Origin of the sequence: Bizionia argentinensis JUB59 (genome assembly GCF_000224335.1) — a bacterium.
In the GTDB taxonomy this organism is placed as follows: Bacteria; Bacteroidota; Bacteroidia; order Flavobacteriales; family Flavobacteriaceae; genus Algorimicrobium; species Algorimicrobium argentinense.
In genome coordinates, this window is the sequence record NZ_AFXZ01000012.1 from 133,658 (window position 1) to 156,054 (window position 22,397).

Sequence of the window (22,397 nt, forward strand, 5' to 3'; positions counted from 1 at the left end):
TTTTGATATGCGAAGTTCTTAAAAATTTATCAGACAAAACCTGTCAAAAGTCATATTCCCAAAGATTACATAGCTTATTTAATTTAAGTACCTTTGCACATATTTTTTGAATTATGATAATAGTTAAAACAAGAGAAGAAATAGAGTTAATGCGTGAAAGTGCCTTAATTGTATCCAAAACTTTAGGAATGTTGGCCAAGGAAGTTAAGCCTGGTGTTACAACATTACAATTAGATAAATTAGCGGAAGATTTTATTCGTGAGCAAGGCGCCATACCTGGTTTTTTAGGGTTATATGATTTTCCAAATACGCTTTGCATGAGTCCAAACGACCAAGTGGTTCATGGATTTCCGACTAAGGAACCTTTAAAAGAAGGTGATATTATTTCCATTGATTGTGGTGCCATAAAAAACGATTATTATGGTGATCATGCTTATACATTTGCGGTTGGTGAAATTGCTCCAGAAACACAAACACTTTTAGACGTTACTAAAGAATCTTTATATGTAGGGATTCGTGAGTTCAAAATTGGCAATCGTGTTGGTGACGTCGGTTATGCTATTCAGAAACACTGCGAAGATCGCGGTTATGGCGTGGTCCGTGAATTAGTAGGTCATGGAATTGGTAAAAAAATGCATGAAGATCCTGAAATGCCAAACTACGGAAAACGTGGGCGTGGTAAAAAGTTTTTGGAAGGACAAGTGGTTGCCATTGAACCTATGATTAATTTAGGAACACATAGAATTGAGCAACATCGTGATGGTTGGACTATTACAACTTTAGATAATAAACCATCAGCGCATTTTGAACATGATGTGGCTATTGTAGATGGGAAGCCTGAATTGCTTTCTACGTTTGCTTATATATATGAGGCATTGGGGATTGTGAGTAATGAGGAGGATGAGTTTAGACAGAAACCGATTGTGCTATAAAATTAGACACAGATTTCACGGATTAACACGGATGGAATCGTTTAAATTATGACACAGGTTTATTTTGTTTTTTTAGACACGAATTGGCACTAATATCTAAATGCACTGAATTAGATACACGGATTTATCGGATTTGCACTAATTTTATACTTTCAGAATTTAGAGTCGCGAATTTCAGCAATTATTACTAATTTTAAAACTGTAGTTTAAGTCTAATGCTTTAAATTTAATCTCATTTATGTCAAATCTAATTTACAAGGAAGAAGCCTATAAAATTATCGGTATATGTATGGAAGTGCATAATCAATTAGGTAAAGGTTTTAATGAAGTAGTTTATGCTGATGCTTTAGAAATTGAATTCATTGACAATCATATTACGTATTCCCGTGAGCAAACTTATAATATTGTTTATAAAGGGAATTTGCTCCCGCATAAATACAAAGCAGATTTTATAATCGAGGATAAAATAGTTCTAGAATTAAAACCAATTGAATGTTTAAATTCCGCTCATATAAAACAAACATTAAATTATCTGGCCGTGTCAAAACTAAAGTTAGGACTCCTTATTAATTTTGAAGAAGAAAGTTTAAAATATAAACGAATCGTTCTTTAAATGATTCTTGATAATTAGTGAAATTCGTGTCAAAATAAATTGAAAAAACTTTTCAAATCCATCCTCAACACCGTTCCCAGACCAATCCTAATTAGGTTAAGCTACATAGCGCGTCCTATTTTAGCTTTTTTCCTGAAGGGTGACACCTTTACAGACCCGATAGATGGTAAGAATTTTAAATCTTTTTTACCTTATGGTTACGGCAACCAAAGGAATAATGTGTTATCGCCTTCTACCCTATCGTTAGAGCGCCATCGTTTGTTATGGTTGTATTTAAAAAATGAGACGAACTTTTTTACGGAAGAAAAGAAAGTACTTCACTTTGCACCTGAACAATGTTTTTTGAAACGTTTTCGAAGACTCAAAAACCTCAACTATACAACAACCGATTTAGAATCACCTATCGCGGATGTTAAAGCTGATATTTGTGATTTGCCATTTGAAGATAATAGCTACGATATTATTTTATGTAATCATGTGTTGGAGCATATTCCTGATGATACAAAAGCAATGCAAGAATTATTTCGTGTTATGAAACCTGGTGGCTATGGTATTTTTCAAATTCCTCAAGATTTATCTCGAGAAAAAACTTTTGAAGATGATACTATAACCGATAGAAAAGAACGTGCCGCTATTTTTGGGCAGTATGATCATGTTCGGATTTATGGTCGAGACTTTTTTGATAAGCTTCGGAGTATCGGATTTACGGTGGATGAAGCTGATTATACATCAAAACTTTCAGATGCTGAAGTAGAGGGATTTTGTTTGGCCAAAGGAGAAATTATTCCGGTTGTTTATAAAATGTAAATTATTTTACAGAGATTTACTGAGATAACACAGAGATACAAGGAGGAATTTTAGTGTGAAATTTTTCTAAAAAAAATCCCTGATTAAATTCTATACTTATAACTATCGGTTCGTTGTACTTTATTGGTTCCATCTAAATTAATATCAAACTTAATAATGCAATATATACCTTGTGCTGATTAAAATTATTCTTCAGACCAGACGGCGATTCACGACGATAACATAAAGATTTTAATACTTTTTACATTTACTAAAATTCATTTTAATGACACAAGAAATTATAATTGCTACAGGCGCTATTTTCGGAATGCTATCCGTTATTTTTGGTGCTTTTGGAGCACATGCTCTAAAGAAAACTTTATCTAACGATCAATTACAGAGTTTTGAAGTCGGCGTTAAATACCAAATGTATCATGCTATTCTATTAGTTGTTTTAGGTTTCAACTTTGAGAGCATAACATCCGCAATCTATTGGTGTTTTACTATCGGAATTATTTTATTTTCTTTTAGTATTTATGGCTTGGTTTTATCGGATGCTAAAGGAAAAAAGATGCGGTTTTTAGGGCCTGTTACACCTATTGGCGGCTTGCTTTTAGTTATCGGCTGGTTGCTGTTACTGGTTAATGTTATTTAAAAAAGTATTCCGCAGGTATTCACGTAGTGACATTCTGAAAGACGAAATGCTGTCTTAATAAGACCTCACAGGTTTTGGAAACCTGTGAGGTCTAATCTTTATAGTTGAGTTGAGGTTAGAGTAGTCAGGAATATAAAACGAGTTACCAGCTTTTACTGAATTTTATTCTTCGGGGAAACCGTTTATAGCTAGCGTTTCAAATTGTTTTTCATCATTCTCATAAATCAAAAAAGGCTTTTATTCCAGTGTGACTTTTTAAGAACTCTTTGGTATGATCTAATCCCATCGCCTTAAAAGCCGTTGCATAAGCATCTGTTGTCACAAATTCCTGTGAAGACAGGAATCTAAAAGAGAAATAGCATTAACAAACTAAAAAATAAATATTCTACTAATCATTTTATTCTTAAGAGAAACTGCTATTAACAGAATCCAAAACAGTTTTCGCTTAAGCCACTAATTTATGTTGTTGGAGGTTTCCTATTTCAATACAGATTAGCTAAGCTGAACCTAAATGCTTCCTGCCTGAGCAGGAATTTTATTCTTCAGGGAAACCATTTATAGCAAGCGTTTCAAATTCCTTGTCATCATTCTCGAAAATCAAAAAGACTTTTATTTCAGTATGACTTTTTAAGAACTCTTTGGTATGATCTAATCCCATCGCCTTAAAAGCCGTTGCATAAGCATCCGCTGTCATGCAATCTTTAGCTAAAACTGAAATACTTAATAAATTGGTTTTACTTGGGTAACCTGTTTTCGCATCGATAATATGAGAATAGCGATTACCATTTTCATCGACTTTAAATTTCCTGTAGGTTCCTGAAGTAGCCATCGACTCATCATGCAAACTAATAGCATTTAATATAGATTGCTCACCATCATAATTAGGTAATTCTACACCGACTTTCCAATCGCTTTGTTTTTCCTCGTTTTTTCCTCGGGTCCGAATTTCGCCGCCTATTTCGACTAAATAATTATTGACATTTTTCGATTCTAAAAAAACACCAATTACATCCACACCATAACCTTTTGCGATGGCATTAAAATCGATAAACGTACTTTTAGGCTTGGTTATCGTATTGTTTTTAGCCGATATTTTGCTAAAACCCACGCCTTGCATCAGGCTATCAATTTTAACGCTATCTAAAGCTATTATTTTACCTTCAGGACCAAAATCCCATGCGTTGACAACAGCACCAATTGTGGGGTCGAAAGCACCATCTGTGGCGTGATAGATTTCGTTTGAAGCGTTGAACACGTGTAAAAAGTGCGCATCGACAGAAACAGCCTCATTTCTATTTAATTTTGAAATATCTGAATCTGGAATATAGGTTGACATGGATTTATTAATAACCGCAAAAAGACTATCAAATTGTTTCTCGTAATTAACTTCAGAATCATAAATAACAGAATAAGTAGTTCCGAAAACAGATCCTGATAATTTGGTATTTGTAGGTTCTTGTTTACATGAAAAAGAAATGAATATTAAAAAAACGCACAATGTCTTTGCAACGTTCAAGCAGGTAATAGAACCAGGATTACTCTTTATAAACAACTCCGCGAATTTCTGTATCATAGCTTAATTTAAATTGTTTTCAATAACCTGAATACCATTGTATTCAATCAAATATTCTTCGTTTAAATAGATAGGCAAATCTTCGCCATCTGGATTTCCTAATCCCACACCAGCGTAAAGAACTTTTGCTTCTTTATCATGAGCATGTTTTTTAAAGGTTTCCATCCAAACAATATCATAATTATTGGGGTTGTCAGGCAATAAAACAGACCGAACAATCACAAAGAAATATTGACTGTTTTTATCAATACAAACAAACTGCGGGTGCTTTTTAAGTTTACTATTTATGGCTATAAACTCAAATCCGCGTTCCTCTAAATCTTTACCCACATGGTTCATGGCCAAGTTATGTCGTTCCTGTTCTGTAAGTGGTTTTTTCATTGTGCAAAATTACTAATTTATTAGTGTCCTTGCCAATTAGGTCAGTAATACTTAAAAATAAAATATTTTTTTATCGTATCTTTTACAGACGCAAACTAAAAAACTAAATTATGAAAACGACTTTTAGATTTGATCAAGCTATAAAGAAATTATATATGGCGTTTCATAATAACACCCTAAATCCTGAAAATTGTAAACAATGTGCCGTTGGTAATATTGTTAACAACAAAGACTTTTGGATGCACCTAACTGACAACCATGGTGCTACAAAATTAAATTATCTCGGTTTATTACACCAAAATTTAGGGAGACGATTTTTTGGTTATACACCTATTGAACTCTTACAAATTGAAAGTGCTTTTTTGGAAGGTTGTGGTTATTCTTTTACTATTCAAAATCGTTTGCATAAACCTGACCATATAAATCATGAAGTTCTTTTTAAAGGCTTGTGCTATGTAGTTTCGCTCCTTTGCAGATTAGATGCCGTAAATGACGTGCTGGATTATTCCTTCTTGTTTGACTTTGAAAAGCCGTTACTAGACTTTCAAAATTAAATCATTTAAAGGTTATATATTAAAAAACCAGCAACTTTTAAAATGATGCTGGTTTTAGGTTATTCTAGATTCTTAAATTTTATTAAGGCAAGTTTACAACTTTTGGAATTGCCTTTCTCGCATAATTAATTTGTCAAACAAAAGTTATCAAAACCTAAATACATTTTCCCATAATCGTTAAAAGGAAGGTGGGAATTAGTGATCATTATATGATTAATTCCGTTTGTAGGAAATGTTAAAGTACTTGTATCTATTGTGAATATAGTCGCTTGCCAAGCATTTGTTGTGGTTGATGTAATAACAACTTCACCTAAAAAAACCGTATTTGCAGCACCAAATAAATCTAGATTTGAAGGCGATGAAATACCCGTAGGATTAGCAGGCAATGGATTTGCTAATGGATGATATACACCATAAACACCAACCTTAACATCGTTTGAGCTTGCACAAGCTTCACTCATGTTAGCATAATCAAAAGATAATGTGTATAGCCCTGTGTCCTGGTTTATAGTGTTTGTTAGCTTATTAAACATACCTTCTCTATAAAGAGGTCCACCATTAGGATTTGTGGTGTTTTCAATCCACATTCCAGCAAAAACGCCTGTTAATGATGTAGGACTGGTAAAACAACCAGTTCCAAAATCAGTAGTATTATCATCAAACAAATCTGCAAGACTGCCGCTTTGCCATAACGCTTTCCAATGCGTAGCTAAATCGATATCTTCATCTGTTTGAGCATTTGGATCGCCAGTTATAATCTCAAAATCACCATTCTGAATAAAACCAGGACAAGAAGCTATAATTGGGAAACCAGTAATACATTCACATGAATCATTAACAGTTCCATCTAAAGCACCATCGTCAGTAGAATCACACGCAGCACCAATATTAAGTTGTAAATCTACACAATCATAAGCAACTCTATCAGGAATACATTGGCAATCATCGCTAATAGTTCCATCCATAGCTCCTGTGCCCGTGGAATCACATGAGTCACCAACATTAAGCTGTAGGTCTTCACAATCAAAACCTTGGGTATTGGGAAGGCATTCGCATGCGTCATTTACAGTTCCGTTATTAACGCCATCGCCATTGGAATCACAGATATCGCCTACATTAAGCTGCAGGTCTTTACATTCAAAAGAAACAGGGTCTATAGCCCCTTCATCATAAGCACAAACAGTGTCATCACCACATGATAAGACTGATATTAGCATGACAAAGCAAATAAATTTAAAAACATTACTGACTATAGTTGAAAACATTATGTTTTCCAGTTTTATATATAAATTGTACATATTGTTTTAATTTAAATCAAGGCAGCAGTTAACAACTACCTTGATTGAGTTAATGATAAATAGTAGACTAATTCAAATATTTTTAGAAGCAAATTACTTTAAATTCAGTTCTGCGGTTTACACGGTGCTCATCATCTGTACATGGTACATTATTAGCACATTTTGTATTCTTCAACTCCGTTTCTCCTGCGCCTCTCGCAATTAAGCGATCTTTGGATATTCCTTGATTGGCGATATAGCTAACCGTAGCATCTGCGCGTCGTTGTGATAGTTTTTTATTATATGCATCAGATCCCTGACTATCGGTATGCGAAGACATTTCGACCTGAATATTCGGGTTGTCTTTCATAAGTTTAACTATACGCTCTAAATCTGGAATGGAAGCTGGTAATATATCCGATTTATCTAAATCGAAATTAATATTATCTAATTTAATAGCTTTACCACACGGATCTATACACATTTCAAAATCGATAAATAATGTTTTATTTCTACTATACGAACTCGTTGAAACTTCAACCTCATTAGAATAGTAACCATCTTTTTTGCCATTTAATGCATAGGTAGATTCTTGTTTTAAGTGAAACATAAAATCACCTTCGGCATCAGATAATGTGTGCTTTTCACCCGCATTAACCTTGTCTTTAAGTCCAATATCCACAGTTTGCAATCCGTCATCTTCATTACATTCTGCCACATTTCCTTCTAGTATAAAGTTTTCATCTCCATATAAAATTACTTTTTGAATGCTATTTCCCTCTTTTTTACATAATTTAAATTCATCTTTTTGAATGCTTGCTGTTTCCAAGTTAACATTGTATAGTTTTCCTTTAATTACATAATCGTCCTCCATGACATCGTTAAAAACAATAACACCGTAAGAATTGGTCATACCACTTTGAATAATATTTCCGTTTAAATCTTGTAATACAACATCTGTATTTGGTAGAATTTCACCAGAAAATTTATCTTTAGCGGTAATCGTTACACCACAACCACAGGTAGCGCAACAATGTGGTAAATGATCCTCTTGGCAAACAGGACAAACATTAGCGATTTCCTTAACAGTATTTTTTTTAGTGAATTTATAAGTTAAACCTGCAAATACACCAATAGAAGAAATATCGCAATCGCATGGCTCGCTTCTCGATAAGGCTTCACCACTTAATGCGTTTATGGGTTGTTCTACATTTTCTGTCACATAATCAAATGGATGATATAAAGCCGAAATACCATCCTCATTTAGTTCTTGAACATCAAAATGCTTCATATAGTAAGCACCAGCATTTACACCCCAGTTTTTATTTAAAAAATAAGTAAAACGCATTTGACCTTTAAAAGTTAGCACGCCAGAATCTTTATATCCGGCATGAAAGTTTAAAGGATGAACATTAGAGCCACCTGATGATGTTGAAGTGCCTTCCAAATACGTTCGACCACCTTTAATGGTAGCAAACCCGACACGTGTATTTAACTCGGCCGTAAATTTACCAGAACTCGTTCTGTATTGTACGTTAGGCCCAATACCATAAAATAAACGTGTGACTTTTTCTTCACTTAAACTGAACTCGTTTATTGCCGTTGTCAAATCAGTTTCATAAAGGTTTGAAGTTGGATACGTACTTTCTGGACTGTTTGTTATAAAATCAACATCGGCGCCTAAACCAAACCAATTCCAGTAATAATCTAGCGAAAGCCCTAAATCTAAACCACCCTTATAATCTATATAGGGCGTATTATTCTTGTAACTAGGAAAATCGTAACCGACTCTTGAACTTAATTGAAAATAATTCCGATCCAAGGTCGTTTCTTCCGGCGCTTCAAACGCTTCATCTTGGGCGAGCGCGAAAAATGTATTTGTAAATACAAATAGCATGATTAGAATTTTTGATAAGTTTTTCATTCCAAAAATTGTTTTAAATTATTTTTCTCACATCCATATAAAAAAACCTATGAAATTGTTACCCGCTCTATAAACAGCCATATTTAAAACGTTAAGAATAAAATAACGAATTATTACCAATCAATTAACCTGCATTTTGAACTTTAAATTAAAAGTATAGAACAGCAATAGTTAGGTTATAACCATGATGAAAACCAAACAATTTAACTAAATTTGTAACTATATTATAGCACCACATAATTCTGTCTTTAAACTATTTTTATTGAAGCGTACAACAGTAATAATAAGAGACATAATCTTAAGAATACAAACTTTATATGGCAACTCACAAGACCACAATACGATCTAAAAATAAGGCTATAACGCTAGACGAAATTCACTTAAATAAAGATGTTCGCACTAAAATAAATCAGTTATTAGAAGAGTTCACCTACATCGATGCCTTAAGTACCCTACAAATCCCAGTAGATAATAAAATTTTGTTGCATGGCCATACAGGTTGTGGAAAAACAGCTACCGCCCACGCTATTGGTTTGGCTTTAAACAAAAAAGTAATTACCGTAAATTTGAGTGGTTTTGTATCATCCAGATTAGGAGAAACTGGAAAAAACCTCGCCGAACTTTTCCAAAAAGCATCAAGTGACAACGCCGTTTTATTTATAGATGAATTCGATTTTATAGGTAAAATCCGAGATTATGATACTCAAGATTCTGGTGAAATGAAACGATTAGTGAATTCACTAATTCAGCAAATTGATAATTTAGCAGACAACTCATTATTAATTTGCGCCACCAATCATATTGAAATAATTGACACCGCTTTATTGCGAAGATTTCAGATAAAATTAAATTACGAATTACCGACTCAAGAACATTTAGATAATTATTACGATGATATTTTATCAAATTTTCCCGATAACATTAACACCGTAGAACGGAAGTATGGCATATCTTATGCTGAAGCCAAAGATGTAATGCATCAGCAAATTAAAGCTCAAGTTATTCAGTATGAAAAACATAAAAAACATTTAGTATTTGCTTACAATAATTTAAAATCTAATGATACTCAAACTAAATACTATGGTCGATTACTTAAAAGTACCCATGATACTATTATAGGTTATAAATTGAATGAACTAGTACCAGAAAATTCGTCTAAGGATGAAAGTAATCAAATTAATCTTCAGCAAATTGCTGTAAAATCCAAAGAGAAAAGTGATAGAATTGAAGGTGTTGTTTTTGAAATAACCGGAGAAGAGTTAATCCAAACAGATAGATATGAAGCTTATAATTGCAAAAGGGTTTTAGAAACAACGCAATCAGGCACCGATGTTTGGATTTATGTTGCGCACAATTCATACTAATATGAAAAATAACATTCCAAATAATCTAAAAGACATTCTAAACAGAATTGCAATTGCCTGTAAAAATGCAAACCGCGATCCAGAAGCTGTTAAACTTTTAATGGCGACTAAAACGGTGTCTGCTGAAAATATAAAAATAGCTTTTGAAAGCAATCAAACCTTAATTGGTGAGAATAAAATTCAGGAAATTAAAGAGAAGTACGATAGTTTAAAAAGTGTTAAACATGAAAAGCATTTTATAGGACATCTTCAGACAAATAAAGTGAAAGAATTATTGCGATATGATGTGGATTGCATTCAGTCTTTAGATCGTCTCCGATTAGCAGAAAAACTGCAAAACAGACTCGAATACGAAGATAAAACGATTGACGCCTATTTACAGTTTAACACGTCCTATGAAGACAGTAAGTTTGGCATGAAACCAGAAAATGCTCTTACATTTGCACTCGCAGTTCAAAAATTGGATAGAATAAACATAAAAGGACTCATGACTATTGGTTTGTTCTCTGCAGAAGATGACAAAGTCCGTAAGTGTTTTAAATTATTAAAAAACATACAAAAAGAACTTCTAGAGAACGGGATTCCGGCACATGAACTATCCATGGGAATGAGTGGCGATTTAGAAATAGCTATAGAAGAAGGTGCAACCATTATAAGAGTTGGAACCGCCATTTTTGGAAAACGCGAACATCCGGATAGTTATTATTGGAATGAAGGCCTATAAGAGATGGCGCTTAATTTCATAAATTAAGCATAAACAGAGCTATTTAACTATTCCCAAATATTATTTATATAAATAAAGTAGTTGTTTTAAAAACAAAAAAAAGCCGATTCTAACGAATCGGCTTTTACTTTTATACATAACCTTTGAATTATCCTCCAAAGTCATCAAAACGAATACTTTCATCTGGAATACCAAAATCTTCACCCATTTTCTGAACTGCTTGGTTCATTAACGGTGGTCCACAGAAATATAGTTCAATATCTTCTGGTGCATCGTGATGATTTAAGTAGTTTTCAATTACACAATTGTGAATAAAACCTACGAAACCATCTCCTGGTGCATCAATATTTTCTTTTACTTTCCAATTATCTTCTGGAGCAGGCTCCGATAATGCCAAGTAAAACTTAAAGTTAGGGAAATCTCTTTCTAACTCACGGAAATGCTCTAGATAAAACAATTCACGTTTAGAACGCCCACCGTACCAATATGTTACTTTACGACCTGTTTTTAAGGTTTTGAATAAGTGATATAAGTGCGAACGCATTGGTGCCATTCCAGCTCCACCACCAACATATAACATTTCTGAATCAGATTCGTTGATGAAAAACTCACCATAAGGACCTGAAATAGTTACTTTATCCCCTGGCTTTTGCGCAAAAATATACGACGAAGCAATACCTGGATTTACATCCATCCAACCGTTTTTAGCTCGGTCAAAAGGTGGTGTTGCAATACGTACGTTTAACATAATTTCTCGTCCTTCGGCAGGATAAGAGGCCATGGAATATGCACGTTCAACCGTTTCATTATTCTTCATTACTAATGGCCATAACGCAAACTTATCCCATTCTGCTTGAAACTTATCTGGTGTTTCATGCTCTTCTGGATGCGCTGTAATATCCATATCTGCGAATTTAATTTCACAGTTAGGAATTTCAATTTGAATATATCCACCAGCTTTGTATCCCATATCTTCAGGAATTTCAACAACAAACTCCTTAATAAAAGATGCTACGTTATAATTACGCACAACGGTAGCTTCCCATTTTTTAATACCAAATACTTCTTCAGGAATAGTAATTTCCATATCCTGTTTAACCTTAACCTGACACGATAAACGCACACCATCTTTAAGTTCTTTTCTACTAAAATGAGGTGTTTCCGTTGGTAAAGCTTCACCTCCACCTGAAAGCACATGACATTCACATTGGATACACGTTCCACCTCCACCACAAGCGGAAGGTAAAAATATTTTGTTTGAACTTAAAGTTGATAACAACGTATCACCTGAAGATACTACAATTTCTTTTTCGCCATTAATTTTAATTGTTACAGGTCCTGACGGCGACAATTTCTGTTTTACAAATAATAGTAAACTTACAAGTAATAACGTTATAACCATAAACGCTACTACTGTAGTTGCAACTATTCCGAATGTTTCTGCTGCTAAAATCATATTACTCTACTGTTTTAGTATTTTCAACTATACTTTTACCTTGCTCGATATTCATTTCCTTAGTAGTTTCCGTTTCCACACTTTCTACTTGTTCAGTAGGTGCAGCTGAAGGTTCTTCGTCACCTCCTGTTAACATACCACCGAAACTTAAAAACCCAATTCCCATTAAACCTGTAATGATGAATGTAATCCCTAAACCTCTTAATGGGGCTGGAACGTTAGAATATCTAATTTTCTCACGAATGGCTGCAATAGCAAGAATTGCTAAAAACCAACCTATCCCTGAAGAGACACCATAGTTTAGTGCCAAACCTAATGTTTCAATTTCACGAGATTGCATAAATAGCGACCCACCTAAAATAGCACAGTTAACAGCAATAAGCGGTAAGAAAATACCTAATGAATTATATAAAGATGGAGAAAATTTCTCTACCACAATTTCCACCAATTGTACCATGGTTGCAATGGTTGCAATAAACATGATAAAAGAAAGGAAACCTAAATCGTAATCTGCAAATTCAGGACCTAACCATTTTAAGGCTCCTGGTTGTAATAAATACTGATCTAATAACCAGTTTAAAGGTACGGTTATAGCTAATACGAATATTACCGCTGCTCCAAGACCTACGGCTGTTGCCACTTTTTTAGATACGGCTAAGTATGAACACATACCTAAGAATACCGCAAAGACCATGTTATCGATAAAGATGGACTTAAAAAACAATTCTATATGCTCTATCATTTTTTTATTTTTTTAAATTTTAAACTGTAGTTACTGCTAACGGTTATTTAAACCTGTTAACCGATTTAGTCTTCTATTAAATCTTTGTTTCTACTACGTTGTACCCAAATAATTAGTCCTACAATAATTAAGGCCATTGGTGGCATTAACATAAATCCATTGTTTTCATAACCTATAGAGTAAACACCTGTTTTTTCAATAGCATCTCCTAAAACTGGAAAACCAAACAAAGATCCTGAACCTAGCAACTCTCTAAAGAAACCAACAATTATTAAAATAACTGCGTATCCTAATGCGTTACCAATACCATCTAGAAATGATCTCCATGGTCCATTACCCAAAGCAAAGGCTTCAAAACGTCCCATGATTATACAGTTGGTAATAATTAAACCAATAAAAACGGATAGTGTTTTACTCAATTCAAATGCATAAGCTTTTAACACCTGATCTACAATAATAACTAGAGATGCAACCACAATTAGTTGTACAATAATTCTAATTTTTGAAGGAATAATATTTCTCATTAAAGAGATAACAACGTTACCAACACCTAGAACAAAAAGTACTGCAATCCCCATTACTAAAGATGCTTTAAGTTCTGCCGTAATTGCTAAAGCTGAACATATACCTAATACCTGAATGGTAATTGGGTTATTATCTGTTAATGGATCTGTAATTAACTTCGCGTCTTTTTTTGAAAGAAGTCCCATATTAGTTAGTTTTTAAATTTTTAAAGTATGGTAAATACAATTTTAAATCATTTCTAATCATATCAGAAATACCATCGCCGGTAATAGTTGCACCCGCTAAAGCATCCACTGCATGATCTTCTTTTCTATCGTTTCTAGGATCGTTATTTCCTTTAGCAACATTAATACCTTTAAATGCACCAGATTCTGATAATAAGTGTTCTCCTTCAAAATCATCCATAAAGTAACGCTGCTTAATGTTAGCTCCTAGACCCGGCGTTTCTCCCGCGTGATCAAAAAAGGCACCTTTAACAACCATGTTTTTATCTAAAGCTATATAACCCCATATTGCATCCCATAATCCTTTTCCACGAATTGGTGCTACATAAACTGTATCGCCATCCTTGGTAGCTCCCTTAAATAACGGTAAGAATCTTGATTTACCCTCTTTGGTTCTAGTTTGCTGTTTTTTAACATCAATTAAATAAGGCTCTTGCTTATTATTAGCTTCCATATATTCTTCACGAGTCATTTCTTGAATAATCTGACCGTCTTTATATTCTAGAACTATTTGCTCTGAAACTTTCGTTGAAAATGCTTCTGCTACTTCAGCTGTAGAAATAAAGGTAATATCTGACGTCCCTTCGTTTCCATTAATTCCCATAGCATACAGAATATTCTGCTGCTTTTCCATTCTTTCATTTTCTTCAATATTAGGTCTTAAAGACGATGCTGTAAACGCTAATAATGAACCTACAACCACTACCATTGCTATCGCAAAAAGTATGGTGTATGAGTTTTTATCTGTATTAACTGCCATAATTATGCTGTTTTAACTTTTAAACGCTTCATTCTACGTTTCACATTTCCTTGAACTACATAATGATCAATAGTTGGTGCGAAAACGTTCATTAATAATATTGCTAAGAATACACCTTCTGGATAGGCTGGGTTGAAAACACGAATCATAATGGATAGAAATCCAATTAAGAAACCATAAATCCATTTTCCTTTATTGGTTTGAGAAGCTGTAACAGGATCTGTTGCCATATAAACAGCACCAAATAAAATACTACCAATAATTAAGTGTTGCCAGAAAGGAACGCTCATTAATCCGTAAAACTTACTTGTATCTGTAATCCAACCAGCATCTACAACGCCATTAAAGATTAATCCCATAGATAATGCACCAATAAGTGTACTAGCTATAATTCTCCAGCTTCCTATTTTTGTAAAGATAAGAATCAAGGCGCCTATAATAATCAAGAACTTGGATGTTTCACCAACGGAGCCGGGAATAATTCCCCAGAACATATCCCAATAATCATAAGCTACTGACTGGTTTTGTGCAAAAGAACCCAATATCGTTTCACCTGAAATAGCATCTGGTGTTCCAGCGCGTTCTACTGCTCCGTGAACCCAAACTTTATCTCCAGACATCCAAGTTGGATATGCAAAAAACAAGAACGCACGAATAGTTAATGCTGGGTTCAAGATATTCATCCCTGTACCACCAAAAACTTCCTTACCTATTACAACACCAAAAATAACCGCAGTGGCTAACATCCATAATGGAATATCTACCGGTACAATTAAGGGAACTAACATACCAGTTACCAAGTAACCTTCTTCTACTTCGTGTCCTTTAATTACAGCAAATAGAAACTCTACCCCTAGACCAACACCATATGAAACGGCTACTAAAGGTAAAACTGTCCATGCACCTATTATTAAATTATCTAAAGTCCAGAATGAAGCTCCTAGAAAACCTTTGGCAGATTCAATATCGCCAAGTGCTAAATAATGCTGATAACCTGCATTGAACATTCCGAATATTAAACATGGAACTAAAGCCAAGATAACAATATTCATTGTTCGCTTTAAATCATCGGCTGCTTTAATATGAGTCCCGTTTTCGGTCGTCATGTTTGGCAAATACAAAAAAGTATGAAGTGCGTTAAACGCCGGTGCCATCTTGGTACCTTTGTACTTCTCCTTTAAGTTATGTAAACTACTTTTTAAACTCATCTCTATTTATATTTTTCATTTCACGTTGAAAACGAATCATTATCCAATTTCTTTAATCATAACGTCCAATCCTTTTCTAATTATTTGTTGGTGCGGTTGTTTAGATACACAAACAAATTCAGTTAAGGCAAAATCTTCTGGAGCCACTTCATACATACCTAAAGCTTCCATTTCATCTAAATCTTCGTACATACAAGATTTTAAAATTTGAAGTGGATAAATATCAAAAGGAAAAACTTCCTCATACTTCCCAGTTAACACAAAGTTTCTGTGCTCGCCGTTTGTATTAGTTGTCAATTCATACTCTTTATTTGGTGTTAACCAAGAGAACGTTAAAGCTCTAGAAGTAGAAACTTTATCGAAAACAGGTTTATTCCAACCAAAAAACTCGTAATCATCACCTTCTGGAATGACCGTAATTGTATTACTATAATAATCTAAACTTCCGTCTGGCTTTATCTGCTTTCCAGATAAGACATTCCCTGAAATGATACGATCGTTTCCATCTTTTTCAACACCATTATCATAAACCATTGTAGAAACTTCGCTTCCAATTTTAGTTTTGAAATATCTTGGTTTCTTTATAGACGACCCTACCAATGCAACCAAGCGCTCGGCGTTGAATTTCCCCGTTAAAAGAAGCTCACCAATAATAACTAAATCCTGTGGATTAATTGTCCAAACGGTTTCTCCTTTATTAACTGGATCTATTTTATTTATCTGTGTTCCTACGTTTCCAGATGGATGCGGACCAGATATTTTATGCAGCGCAATACCGTTTAAACCTGATAATGGCGAATTTGCATTCTTACCAACAGTTACGTGTACTTTACCTGCTGTTAATTTCCCTAAAGCTGTAATAGCTGCTTGCAATTCAGCTTCTTTTCCTTGAAGCACATAATCGTAGTCTGCAACTAAAGGTGCACTCGCATAACCAGAAATAAAGATTGCTTTTGGCGCTCTTTCAGGGTTTGCAATAACATCATAAGGTCTTTGCTTAATAAAAGGCCAACAACCTGATGCTAATAAATGTGCTTTTACAGATTCGGGCGTAGCAGATTCTAAATTAAATTTTCCATGATCGTGGAACACTTGCTCCTTATCAGCTTGAATTTTTAATGCTAAAATACGGCGCTTTTCACCTCTTGGAATATCTATAATTTCTCCAGATACAGGTGAAACAAACATAATAGCGTCTTGAGCCTTATCGTAAAAAATAGCCTCTCCAGCTTTTACTTTCGCTCCAACTTTAGCAATTAATTTTGGTGTAACACCGTGAAAGTCTTCTGGTCTAACCGTACAAAAATTGCTAATAGTAGCATTTTCAGTCACTTTTTCAGCGGCGCCTTTAAGCTTGATGTCTAGACCTTTTTTAATGGTAATGTCGTTTGACATGTTTATAAATCTATTCGTTAGTAGTAAAAATAATATGATTTGGACTTTTGGGTTAACCCAAAAATCGCTGCAAATTTACGAAATTAAACATCATTTTGTAGTACACTTCGTTGAAGTTTGTTATTTATACCCTTTCTAAATAAAGAAAAATAATTAGGCATAAAATTTGTTTATCTTTAACCTCTCAAAACAAACAACGTATGTTTAAATCTTTTCTGTTGCTACTCCTAATTACTTTTAGTCAGACTGCTTTTTCGCAAATTGAACAGGAAATTAACCCGCCAGGCTATATAAAATCTATTAGCTTTCAAGGGCAAGCACGAGAAAGTCAACTGCCTATTTTACAATTAGGTCAAGCATTGATTCTGGAGTTTGATGCACTTAATGGTGATGAAGACGATTTTTACTATAAAATTGAACATTTTGATTACGATTGGACACCTTCCCAACTCATGCAGTCCGAGTTTTTAAGTGGAATTGATAATCAGCGCCTTAAAAATTACGAGAATTCTTTTAATACCTATCAAATATACTCACATTATAACCTTCGAATTCCAAACGAACAAACACGTGGTTTAAAGGTCTCGGGTAATTATATGATTAAAATTTATAATGATTTAGATGAATTAATGTTTTCAAGAAAATTTATGATTCAGGAAAACCTAGCCAATGTTGGAGTATCTATTAAACGCGCTCGGAATGTTAAGGAAATTGATAACATGCAAACTGTTGACATTATTATTAATTCTGGAAACATGCAATTTAACAACCCAACGCAAACTGTTAAAACGCTAATTATTCAGAATAACAACTTGAATACGGCTATTTACAACGTACCGCCACAATACACGATGGGTAACGAATTGATTTATAAATACACCAATGAAACGCTTTTTGAAGGTGGTAACGAATATTTTTATTTTGAAAACAAGGATATTCGTGGCGCTACGTCTGCCATTCAATTTATAGAACTCCACGAATTGTATAGCAATTATTTATTTACCAATATTCCGCGTTTTAATAAACCTTATACCTACAACCCGGATATAAATGGCGCGTTTTTAATAACAGCACTCGATACAGAAAAACCAGCGATTGAAGCAGATTATGCTTGGATGCATTTCTCTTTACTGATGGATGAATTACCAGAAAACCAGTCGGTTTATGTTTATGGAAATTTTAATAATTACGTAATTGAGGACGCTACCAAAATGACTTTCAACTCACAAAGAGGTGTTTATGAAGTCCCTGTTATTTTAAAACAAGGTTTTTACAACTATAAATATGTCGTAGTTGATAATAAAACAGGTGCTTTAAATGAGAGTTTTATAAGTGGTAGTTTTTGGCAAACCGAAAACGATTATAAAGTTTTAGTTTACTACCGCGATTTAGGCGCTAGATACGACCGCATTATTGGATTTGGCGAGGGCAATTCAAATACTATAACTAATTAAGATGATCAGTAATTGTTAAATAATTATTTTCTTTTATTCTAATCGTTTATTTCATACATTAGCAAGACACTAAACGCTTCAAACCCCATTATAAGCATGGTTCAGCAAGTAACAAAAGGCATTAAGATTTCGGTTGAAACACATTTCGAAGGCACTTTTTATAAAGATTATAAAATTCAATATGCCTTTGGATACACGGTAACTATTGAAAACCAAAGCAAAGATTTAGTTCAACTGGAAGCCAGAGCATGGACAATTTTGGACGCATTAGATCATGAGAAAATTGTAGCAGGTGAAGGTGTAATAGGCAAAAAACCAATTTTACAACCTGGTGATTCGTACACTTACAGTTCGGGTTGCTTATTAGGGGCTCCCTTTGGTGCTATGTCCGGTTATTATAAAATGATAAATTTGGAAACCCACAAAAGCTTTAATGTTGCGATTCCTACATTTCGATTAAATGCGCCTTTTGCTATGAATTAAAAATAGGTTATTTTTCTTCGGAAAAAAGCATCACTTTTTCAACAACCTCATCATCTTTAAAATTGGTATAACGCATTTTAACTGCAGCTTCTGCTTTTTCAATTTGAGTAATACTCGTTGTTTTTACAAATTCGCGATCCATAATTAAACTAAATTCAGAATTACCCTTGCCACCCGTTTTATGAAACCTCATTAATGATTCACCTTTAAAATCATTTTCTTTTTTAAAGGTTTCAAACCATTGTAAACGCTTTTCTTTCATAGCTTTGGTATACAAAGATGAGGACGACCAGATTCGCGGCTCGTTTGGCAAGATTTCAATATGTTTCTCATCTCCATCCCAAACCAACTGACACACTTGTAAGGCATTTTGCCAATCTACAATTATCAAAGTAAATGGCTCTACACCCATTAAGTTATAGGTTTTTAAAGTATGTAAAAAATCAGTCGCTTTTAAAACATCTTTCACCACCACACCGCGACTTATGCGGTATGTTAAGCCATGTTTATGTGCAACAAAACCACCATTAAGCAAACATACTAATCGACTCTTCTCACTAACACCAATCCAAGTACCGCCAGCCTTTTCATCTTTCGGATACAGTAACTTTACGCCATTTTCAATATAAAAATCGGGTGCAAGTGTTGGCCGATTTGGCGCCTCATCCCGATTAGATGTTAAAATAAAATCCGATTTCCCTTTAGGAATAAATGTTAATGTGCACATAATTCAGCAAGTCTATTAAATATTAAGAAACTTACAAAAGAAGTAAAACTTTTAACGCGGTTTTAAGAGCTATTGTGTTAAAAAAACAGCTAAAAAGGCTTATATTTACAGCTTGAAATCAACATAACCATTTAAATATATAAATACTCATGGGAAAAGGATTCTTTAACGTACCAATTGCAGTAAACGAGCCTGTAAAATCTTATGCTCCAGGATCGCCAGAACGCGAAGAAGTTTTAAAAGCATACAAAGAAATGTTCAACAGCACAGTTGATGTTCCTATGTACATCAACGGAAAAGATGTAAAAACAGGAAACACGAGAACAATGTCTCCGCCTCATGATCATCAACATATTGTTGGAACTTATCATTTAGCTGAAAAAGAGCATGTAGAAGAAGCTATTTCTACTGCTTTAGAAGCAAGAGAAAAATGGGCCGCAATGCCTTGGGAGCAACGCGCAGGAATCTTTTTAAAAGCTGCTGAATTAATTGCAGGTCCTTACAGAGCTAAAATTAATGCTGCAACCATGATTGCACAGTCTAAAAATATTTATCAGGCAGAAATTGATGCAGCTTGTGAGTTAATTGACTTTTTACGTTATAACGTTCAATTCATGTCGGATATTTATATGGATCAGCCGGAAAGTACAAGCGATGCTTGGAACCGTGTTGAATACCGTCCGCTAGAAGGTTTTACTTATGCCGTTACACCTTTTAACTTTACTGCTATTGCTGGAAACTTACCATCTTGTATGGCTTTAATGGGGAACGTTGTTGTTTGGAAACCAAGTAACAACCAAATATTCTCTGCTAAAGTAATTATGGATGTCTTTAAAGAGGCTGGTGTACCAGATGGCGTTATTAACGTTGTTTTTGGTAATCCAGGTATGATTACAGATACTATTTTAGCAAATCCACATTTTTCAGGATTACACTACACAGGTTCTACGCCAGTATTCCAAAGTTTATGGAAACAAATTGGTAACAATATTGAAAACTACAAAACATACCCAAGAATAGTTGGTGAAACTGGTGGTAAGGATTTTATTGTTGCGCATAAATCGGCTGTAGCTAAACAAGTAGCGACTGCTATTACGCGTGGTGCTTTCGAATTCCAAGGTCAGAAATGTAGTGCAGCATCTAGAGCGTATGTTCCAAGTAACTTATGGGAAGATGTTAAGAAGTTTGTAATTGAAGATTTAAAAACTTTCAAAATGGGATCGCCAGAAGATATGGGCAATTTCATTACTGCTGTAATTAACGAAGGTTCTTTTGATAAATTAGCGAAGTATATTGATACTGCTAAAACAGATAAAGATGCTGAAATAATTGCTGGTGGTAATTACGATAAATCTAAAGGTTACTTTATTGAACCTACTGTTATTGTAACAACAAACCCGAAATACACAACTATGGTTGAAGAATTATTCGGCCCAGTTATGACTATTTATGTTTATGACGAAAATGATTTTTCGGAAACATTAAAATTAGTAGACGGAACAAGTGAATACGCCTTAACAGGTGCTATTTTATCATCTTGTCGTTATGCTGTTGAAGAAGCAACTAAAGCACTTCAAAACAGTGCTGGTAACTTCTATATTAATGACAAACCAACAGGTGCTGTTGTAGGTCAGCAACCATTTGGAGGTGCTAGAGCATCTGGAACAAATGATAAAGCTGGTTCCTCACAAAACTTATTGCGCTGGGTATCACCTAGATTAATTAAGGAAACGTTTGTAACACCAATTGATTACAGATATCCATTTTTAGGAGAATAGACTTACTTAAAGTTTTTATACCAAAAACCCTTAACAGATTTCTTGTTAAGGGTTTTTTTATGTCTTATTTCTAGCGCGTTTGCTTGATAAAATTATAAATAATTTAAAAATGAAAAAGCTCCGAATACACTTCGAAGCTTTTTCATTTTATAGAAATAATTTTTGAATAATAGTCTTATCCTTTATATTTTATCGGTAAATGCACCACTTTTTTAGTTTCGAAAAACTCTTCAGAATAGAATTCTGTAATATTATAAATAGCTGCCGTTTTATAATCTTGAAGCTCTTCAGTTAAATCCCCGCCTTTTAAATACAGAATACCATTTTTGAGCTCATGATTTTGCTTTTTTGTAATTTTACCTTTAACCCAATGTACAAAAGTAGGCATAGCCGCTACTGCTCTGCTTATTATAAAATCGTAGTTCCCTTTTGTTTCCTCTACCCGAGCGTGGGTTGTTTTTACATTGGTCAATTCCAATCCTGCCACAACCTCATCTACCACTTTTAGTTTTTTAGCGATACTATCCACCAAATGAAATGAACACTCTGGAAATAAAATAGCTAATGGTATACCAGGAAAACCGCCACCCGTTCCAACGTCCAACAACTTGGTTCCAGGTTTAAAATCAATCACTTTGGCAATTGCTAACGAATGTAAAACATGACGTAAATATAGCTCGTCAATATCCTTTCTGGAGACCACATTAATTTTTAGGTTCCAGTCTTGATATAAGGTTTCTAATTGGGTGAATTTACTTATTTGATCTTCCGTAAGGTTCGGAAAGTATTTTAAAATGAGTTCCATTCTCTTATCTTTTGGACAAAAGTAGGTAATTTTTATGCATTTTTTTTATGAAAAATT

Annotated in this window: 22 protein-coding genes; 10 read left to right on the forward strand and 12 right to left on the reverse strand. The window is 34.1% G+C overall.

Annotated features, from left to right (window positions below; all coding sequences use genetic code 11):
- The first annotated feature begins 113 nt into the window (after nt 1-113).
- From map to BZARG_RS04900, 4 genes are all read left to right on the forward strand, one after another.
- The gene (gene map, locus BZARG_RS04885; protein ID WP_040288025.1) at nt 114-932 is read left to right on the forward strand and encodes a type I methionyl aminopeptidase; all 819 of its coding nucleotides are present in this window, start codon (nt 114-116) and stop codon (nt 930-932) included.
- Between the two features lie 238 nt (nt 933-1,170).
- Complete coding sequence (locus tag BZARG_RS04890) at nt 1,171-1,545, forward strand: GxxExxY protein (protein ID WP_008635953.1); 375 nt, start codon at nt 1,171-1,173, stop codon at nt 1,543-1,545.
- Between the two features lie 39 nt (nt 1,546-1,584).
- Nucleotides 1,585-2,352, forward strand: a complete 768-nt coding sequence (locus BZARG_RS04895; protein WP_008635906.1) for a class I SAM-dependent methyltransferase — start codon at nt 1,585-1,587, stop codon at nt 2,350-2,352.
- 265 nt (nt 2,353-2,617) lie between these two features.
- Entirely contained in the window at nt 2,618-2,986 is a 369-nt protein-coding gene (locus BZARG_RS04900; protein ID WP_008635847.1) for a DUF423 domain-containing protein, read from the forward strand.
- A gap of 535 nt (nt 2,987-3,521) precedes the next feature.
- On the opposite strand, the gene BZARG_RS04905 is transcribed toward BZARG_RS04900, so the two are convergent.
- Together BZARG_RS04905 and BZARG_RS04910 are read right to left on the reverse strand one after the other, a co-directional pair.
- The gene (locus BZARG_RS04905) at nt 3,522-4,559 is read right to left on the reverse strand and encodes an FAD:protein FMN transferase (protein ID WP_083823827.1); all 1,038 of its coding nucleotides are present in this window, start codon (nt 4,557-4,559) and stop codon (nt 3,522-3,524) included.
- Between the two features lie 3 nt (nt 4,560-4,562).
- Nucleotides 4,563-4,940, reverse strand: coding sequence for a hypothetical protein (locus tag BZARG_RS04910; protein ID WP_040288026.1), 378 nt, complete (start codon nt 4,938-4,940; stop codon nt 4,563-4,565).
- Between the two features lie 110 nt (nt 4,941-5,050).
- On the opposite strand from BZARG_RS04910, the gene BZARG_RS04915 reads away from it, so the two are divergent.
- Nucleotides 5,051-5,494, forward strand: coding sequence for a hypothetical protein (locus BZARG_RS04915; RefSeq protein WP_008636021.1), 444 nt, complete (start codon nt 5,051-5,053; stop codon nt 5,492-5,494).
- Between the two features lie 125 nt (nt 5,495-5,619).
- Here BZARG_RS04915 and BZARG_RS04920 read toward each other — a convergent pair whose 3' ends face one another.
- Together BZARG_RS04920 and BZARG_RS04925 are read right to left on the reverse strand one after the other, a co-directional pair.
- The gene (locus BZARG_RS04920) at nt 5,620-6,711 is read right to left on the reverse strand and encodes a hypothetical protein (RefSeq protein ID WP_040288027.1); all 1,092 of its coding nucleotides are present in this window, start codon (nt 6,709-6,711) and stop codon (nt 5,620-5,622) included.
- Nucleotides 6,712-6,874: 163 nt separating this feature from the next.
- The gene (locus tag BZARG_RS04925) at nt 6,875-8,695 is read right to left on the reverse strand and encodes an OmpA family protein (protein WP_008635835.1); all 1,821 of its coding nucleotides are present in this window, start codon (nt 8,693-8,695) and stop codon (nt 6,875-6,877) included.
- Between the two features lie 317 nt (nt 8,696-9,012).
- Here BZARG_RS04925 and BZARG_RS04930 point away from each other — a divergent pair, with 317 nt between their 5' ends.
- Together BZARG_RS04930 and BZARG_RS04935 are read left to right on the forward strand one after the other, a co-directional pair.
- Entirely contained in the window at nt 9,013-10,059 is a 1,047-nt protein-coding gene (locus tag BZARG_RS04930) for an AAA family ATPase (RefSeq protein WP_008635974.1), read from the forward strand.
- A gap of 1 nt (nt 10,060) precedes the next feature.
- Nucleotides 10,061-10,783 carry a YggS family pyridoxal phosphate-dependent enzyme gene (locus BZARG_RS04935; RefSeq protein ID WP_008635864.1) on the forward strand — a complete coding sequence of 241 codons (723 nt, stop codon included), beginning with the start codon at nt 10,061-10,063 and terminating at the stop codon, nt 10,781-10,783.
- Between the two features lie 148 nt (nt 10,784-10,931).
- Here BZARG_RS04935 and nqrF read toward each other — a convergent pair whose 3' ends face one another.
- The 6 genes from nqrF to BZARG_RS04965 all read right to left on the reverse strand — a co-directional run bounded on the left by nqrF (nt 10,932) and on the right by BZARG_RS04965 (nt 17,093).
- Entirely contained in the window at nt 10,932-12,239 is a 1,308-nt protein-coding gene (gene nqrF / locus BZARG_RS04940) for an NADH:ubiquinone reductase (Na(+)-transporting) subunit F (protein WP_008635987.1), read from the reverse strand.
- A gap of 1 nt (nt 12,240) precedes the next feature.
- On the reverse strand, nt 12,241-12,981 hold the full coding sequence (nqrE, locus tag BZARG_RS04945; RefSeq protein ID WP_083823828.1) for an NADH:ubiquinone reductase (Na(+)-transporting) subunit E: 741 nt from the start codon (nt 12,979-12,981) through the stop codon (nt 12,241-12,243).
- Between the two features lie 65 nt (nt 12,982-13,046).
- Nucleotides 13,047-13,691, reverse strand: coding sequence for an NADH:ubiquinone reductase (Na(+)-transporting) subunit D (locus BZARG_RS04950; RefSeq protein ID WP_008635788.1), 645 nt, complete (start codon nt 13,689-13,691; stop codon nt 13,047-13,049).
- A 1-nt stretch (nt 13,692) separates the two neighbouring features.
- Nucleotides 13,693-14,490 (reverse strand): Na(+)-translocating NADH-quinone reductase subunit C, encoded by a 798-nt coding sequence (locus tag BZARG_RS04955; RefSeq protein WP_008635903.1) that lies wholly within the window; start codon nt 14,488-14,490, stop codon nt 13,693-13,695.
- 2 nt (nt 14,491-14,492) lie between these two features.
- On the reverse strand, nt 14,493-15,698 hold the full coding sequence (locus tag BZARG_RS04960; protein WP_008635838.1) for an NADH:ubiquinone reductase (Na(+)-transporting) subunit B: 1,206 nt from the start codon (nt 15,696-15,698) through the stop codon (nt 14,493-14,495).
- A 39-nt stretch (nt 15,699-15,737) separates the two neighbouring features.
- The gene (locus BZARG_RS04965) at nt 15,738-17,093 is read right to left on the reverse strand and encodes a Na(+)-translocating NADH-quinone reductase subunit A (protein WP_008636040.1); all 1,356 of its coding nucleotides are present in this window, start codon (nt 17,091-17,093) and stop codon (nt 15,738-15,740) included.
- Nucleotides 17,094-17,293: 200 nt separating this feature from the next.
- Here BZARG_RS04965 and BZARG_RS04970 point away from each other — a divergent pair, with 200 nt between their 5' ends.
- A complete protein-coding gene (locus BZARG_RS04970) occupies nt 17,294-18,547 on the forward strand; it encodes a type IX secretion system plug protein (RefSeq protein ID WP_008635791.1) in 1,254 nt (417 codons plus the stop codon).
- A 96-nt stretch (nt 18,548-18,643) separates the two neighbouring features.
- Entirely contained in the window at nt 18,644-19,030 is a 387-nt protein-coding gene (apaG, locus tag BZARG_RS04975; protein WP_008635807.1) for a Co2+/Mg2+ efflux protein ApaG, read from the forward strand.
- Nucleotides 19,031-19,037: 7 nt separating this feature from the next.
- On the opposite strand, the gene BZARG_RS04980 is transcribed toward apaG, so the two are convergent.
- The gene (locus BZARG_RS04980; RefSeq protein ID WP_008635804.1) at nt 19,038-19,757 is read right to left on the reverse strand and encodes an NRDE family protein; all 720 of its coding nucleotides are present in this window, start codon (nt 19,755-19,757) and stop codon (nt 19,038-19,040) included.
- A gap of 149 nt (nt 19,758-19,906) precedes the next feature.
- Here BZARG_RS04980 and pruA point away from each other — a divergent pair, with 149 nt between their 5' ends.
- Nucleotides 19,907-21,535, forward strand: a complete 1,629-nt coding sequence (gene pruA / locus BZARG_RS04985; protein ID WP_008635917.1) for an L-glutamate gamma-semialdehyde dehydrogenase — start codon at nt 19,907-19,909, stop codon at nt 21,533-21,535.
- A gap of 175 nt (nt 21,536-21,710) precedes the next feature.
- On the opposite strand, the gene rsmG is transcribed toward pruA, so the two are convergent.
- Complete coding sequence (gene rsmG, locus BZARG_RS04990; protein WP_008636029.1) at nt 21,711-22,340, reverse strand: 16S rRNA (guanine(527)-N(7))-methyltransferase RsmG; 630 nt, start codon at nt 22,338-22,340, stop codon at nt 21,711-21,713.
- Nucleotides 22,341-22,397: the final 57 nt, after the last annotated feature.

Bases quoted from the DNA above. Each gene is read 5' to 3' on its own strand.
- BZARG_RS04970 (WP_008635791.1), top strand. From the start codon at position 17,294: ATGTTTAAATCTTTTCTGTTGCTACTCCTAATTACTTTTAGTCAGACT.
- nqrE (WP_083823828.1), bottom strand. From the start codon at position 12,981: ATGATAGAGCATATAGAATTGTTTTTTAAGTCCATCTTTATCGATAAC.
- BZARG_RS04920 (WP_040288027.1), bottom strand. From the start codon at position 6,711: ATGCTAATATCAGTCTTATCATGTGGTGATGACACTGTTTGTGCTTAT.
- BZARG_RS04980 (WP_008635804.1), bottom strand. From the start codon at position 19,757: ATGTGCACATTAACATTTATTCCTAAAGGGAAATCGGATTTTATTTTA.
- BZARG_RS04925 (WP_008635835.1), bottom strand. From the start codon at position 8,695: ATGAAAAACTTATCAAAAATTCTAATCATGCTATTTGTATTTACAAAT.
- BZARG_RS04910 (WP_040288026.1), bottom strand. From the start codon at position 4,940: ATGAAAAAACCACTTACAGAACAGGAACGACATAACTTGGCCATGAAC.
- BZARG_RS04930 (WP_008635974.1), top strand. From the start codon at position 9,013: ATGGCAACTCACAAGACCACAATACGATCTAAAAATAAGGCTATAACG.
- BZARG_RS04935 (WP_008635864.1), top strand. From the start codon at position 10,061: ATGAAAAATAACATTCCAAATAATCTAAAAGACATTCTAAACAGAATT.
- pruA (WP_008635917.1), top strand. From the start codon at position 19,907: ATGGGAAAAGGATTCTTTAACGTACCAATTGCAGTAAACGAGCCTGTA.
- BZARG_RS04960 (WP_008635838.1), bottom strand. From the start codon at position 15,698: ATGAGTTTAAAAAGTAGTTTACATAACTTAAAGGAGAAGTACAAAGGT.
- rsmG (WP_008636029.1), bottom strand. From the start codon at position 22,340: ATGGAACTCATTTTAAAATACTTTCCGAACCTTACGGAAGATCAAATA.
- BZARG_RS04965 (WP_008636040.1), bottom strand. From the start codon at position 17,093: ATGTCAAACGACATTACCATTAAAAAAGGTCTAGACATCAAGCTTAAA.
- BZARG_RS04905 (WP_083823827.1), bottom strand. From the start codon at position 4,559: ATGATACAGAAATTCGCGGAGTTGTTTATAAAGAGTAATCCTGGTTCT.
- apaG (WP_008635807.1), top strand. From the start codon at position 18,644: ATGGTTCAGCAAGTAACAAAAGGCATTAAGATTTCGGTTGAAACACAT.
- BZARG_RS04955 (WP_008635903.1), bottom strand. From the start codon at position 14,490: ATGGCAGTTAATACAGATAAAAACTCATACACCATACTTTTTGCGATA.
- BZARG_RS04915 (WP_008636021.1), top strand. From the start codon at position 5,051: ATGAAAACGACTTTTAGATTTGATCAAGCTATAAAGAAATTATATATG.
- BZARG_RS04950 (WP_008635788.1), bottom strand. From the start codon at position 13,691: ATGGGACTTCTTTCAAAAAAAGACGCGAAGTTAATTACAGATCCATTA.
- map (WP_040288025.1), top strand. From the start codon at position 114: ATGATAATAGTTAAAACAAGAGAAGAAATAGAGTTAATGCGTGAAAGT.
- BZARG_RS04900 (WP_008635847.1), top strand. From the start codon at position 2,618: ATGACACAAGAAATTATAATTGCTACAGGCGCTATTTTCGGAATGCTA.
- nqrF (WP_008635987.1), bottom strand. From the start codon at position 12,239: ATGATTTTAGCAGCAGAAACATTCGGAATAGTTGCAACTACAGTAGTA.
- BZARG_RS04890 (WP_008635953.1), top strand. From the start codon at position 1,171: ATGTCAAATCTAATTTACAAGGAAGAAGCCTATAAAATTATCGGTATA.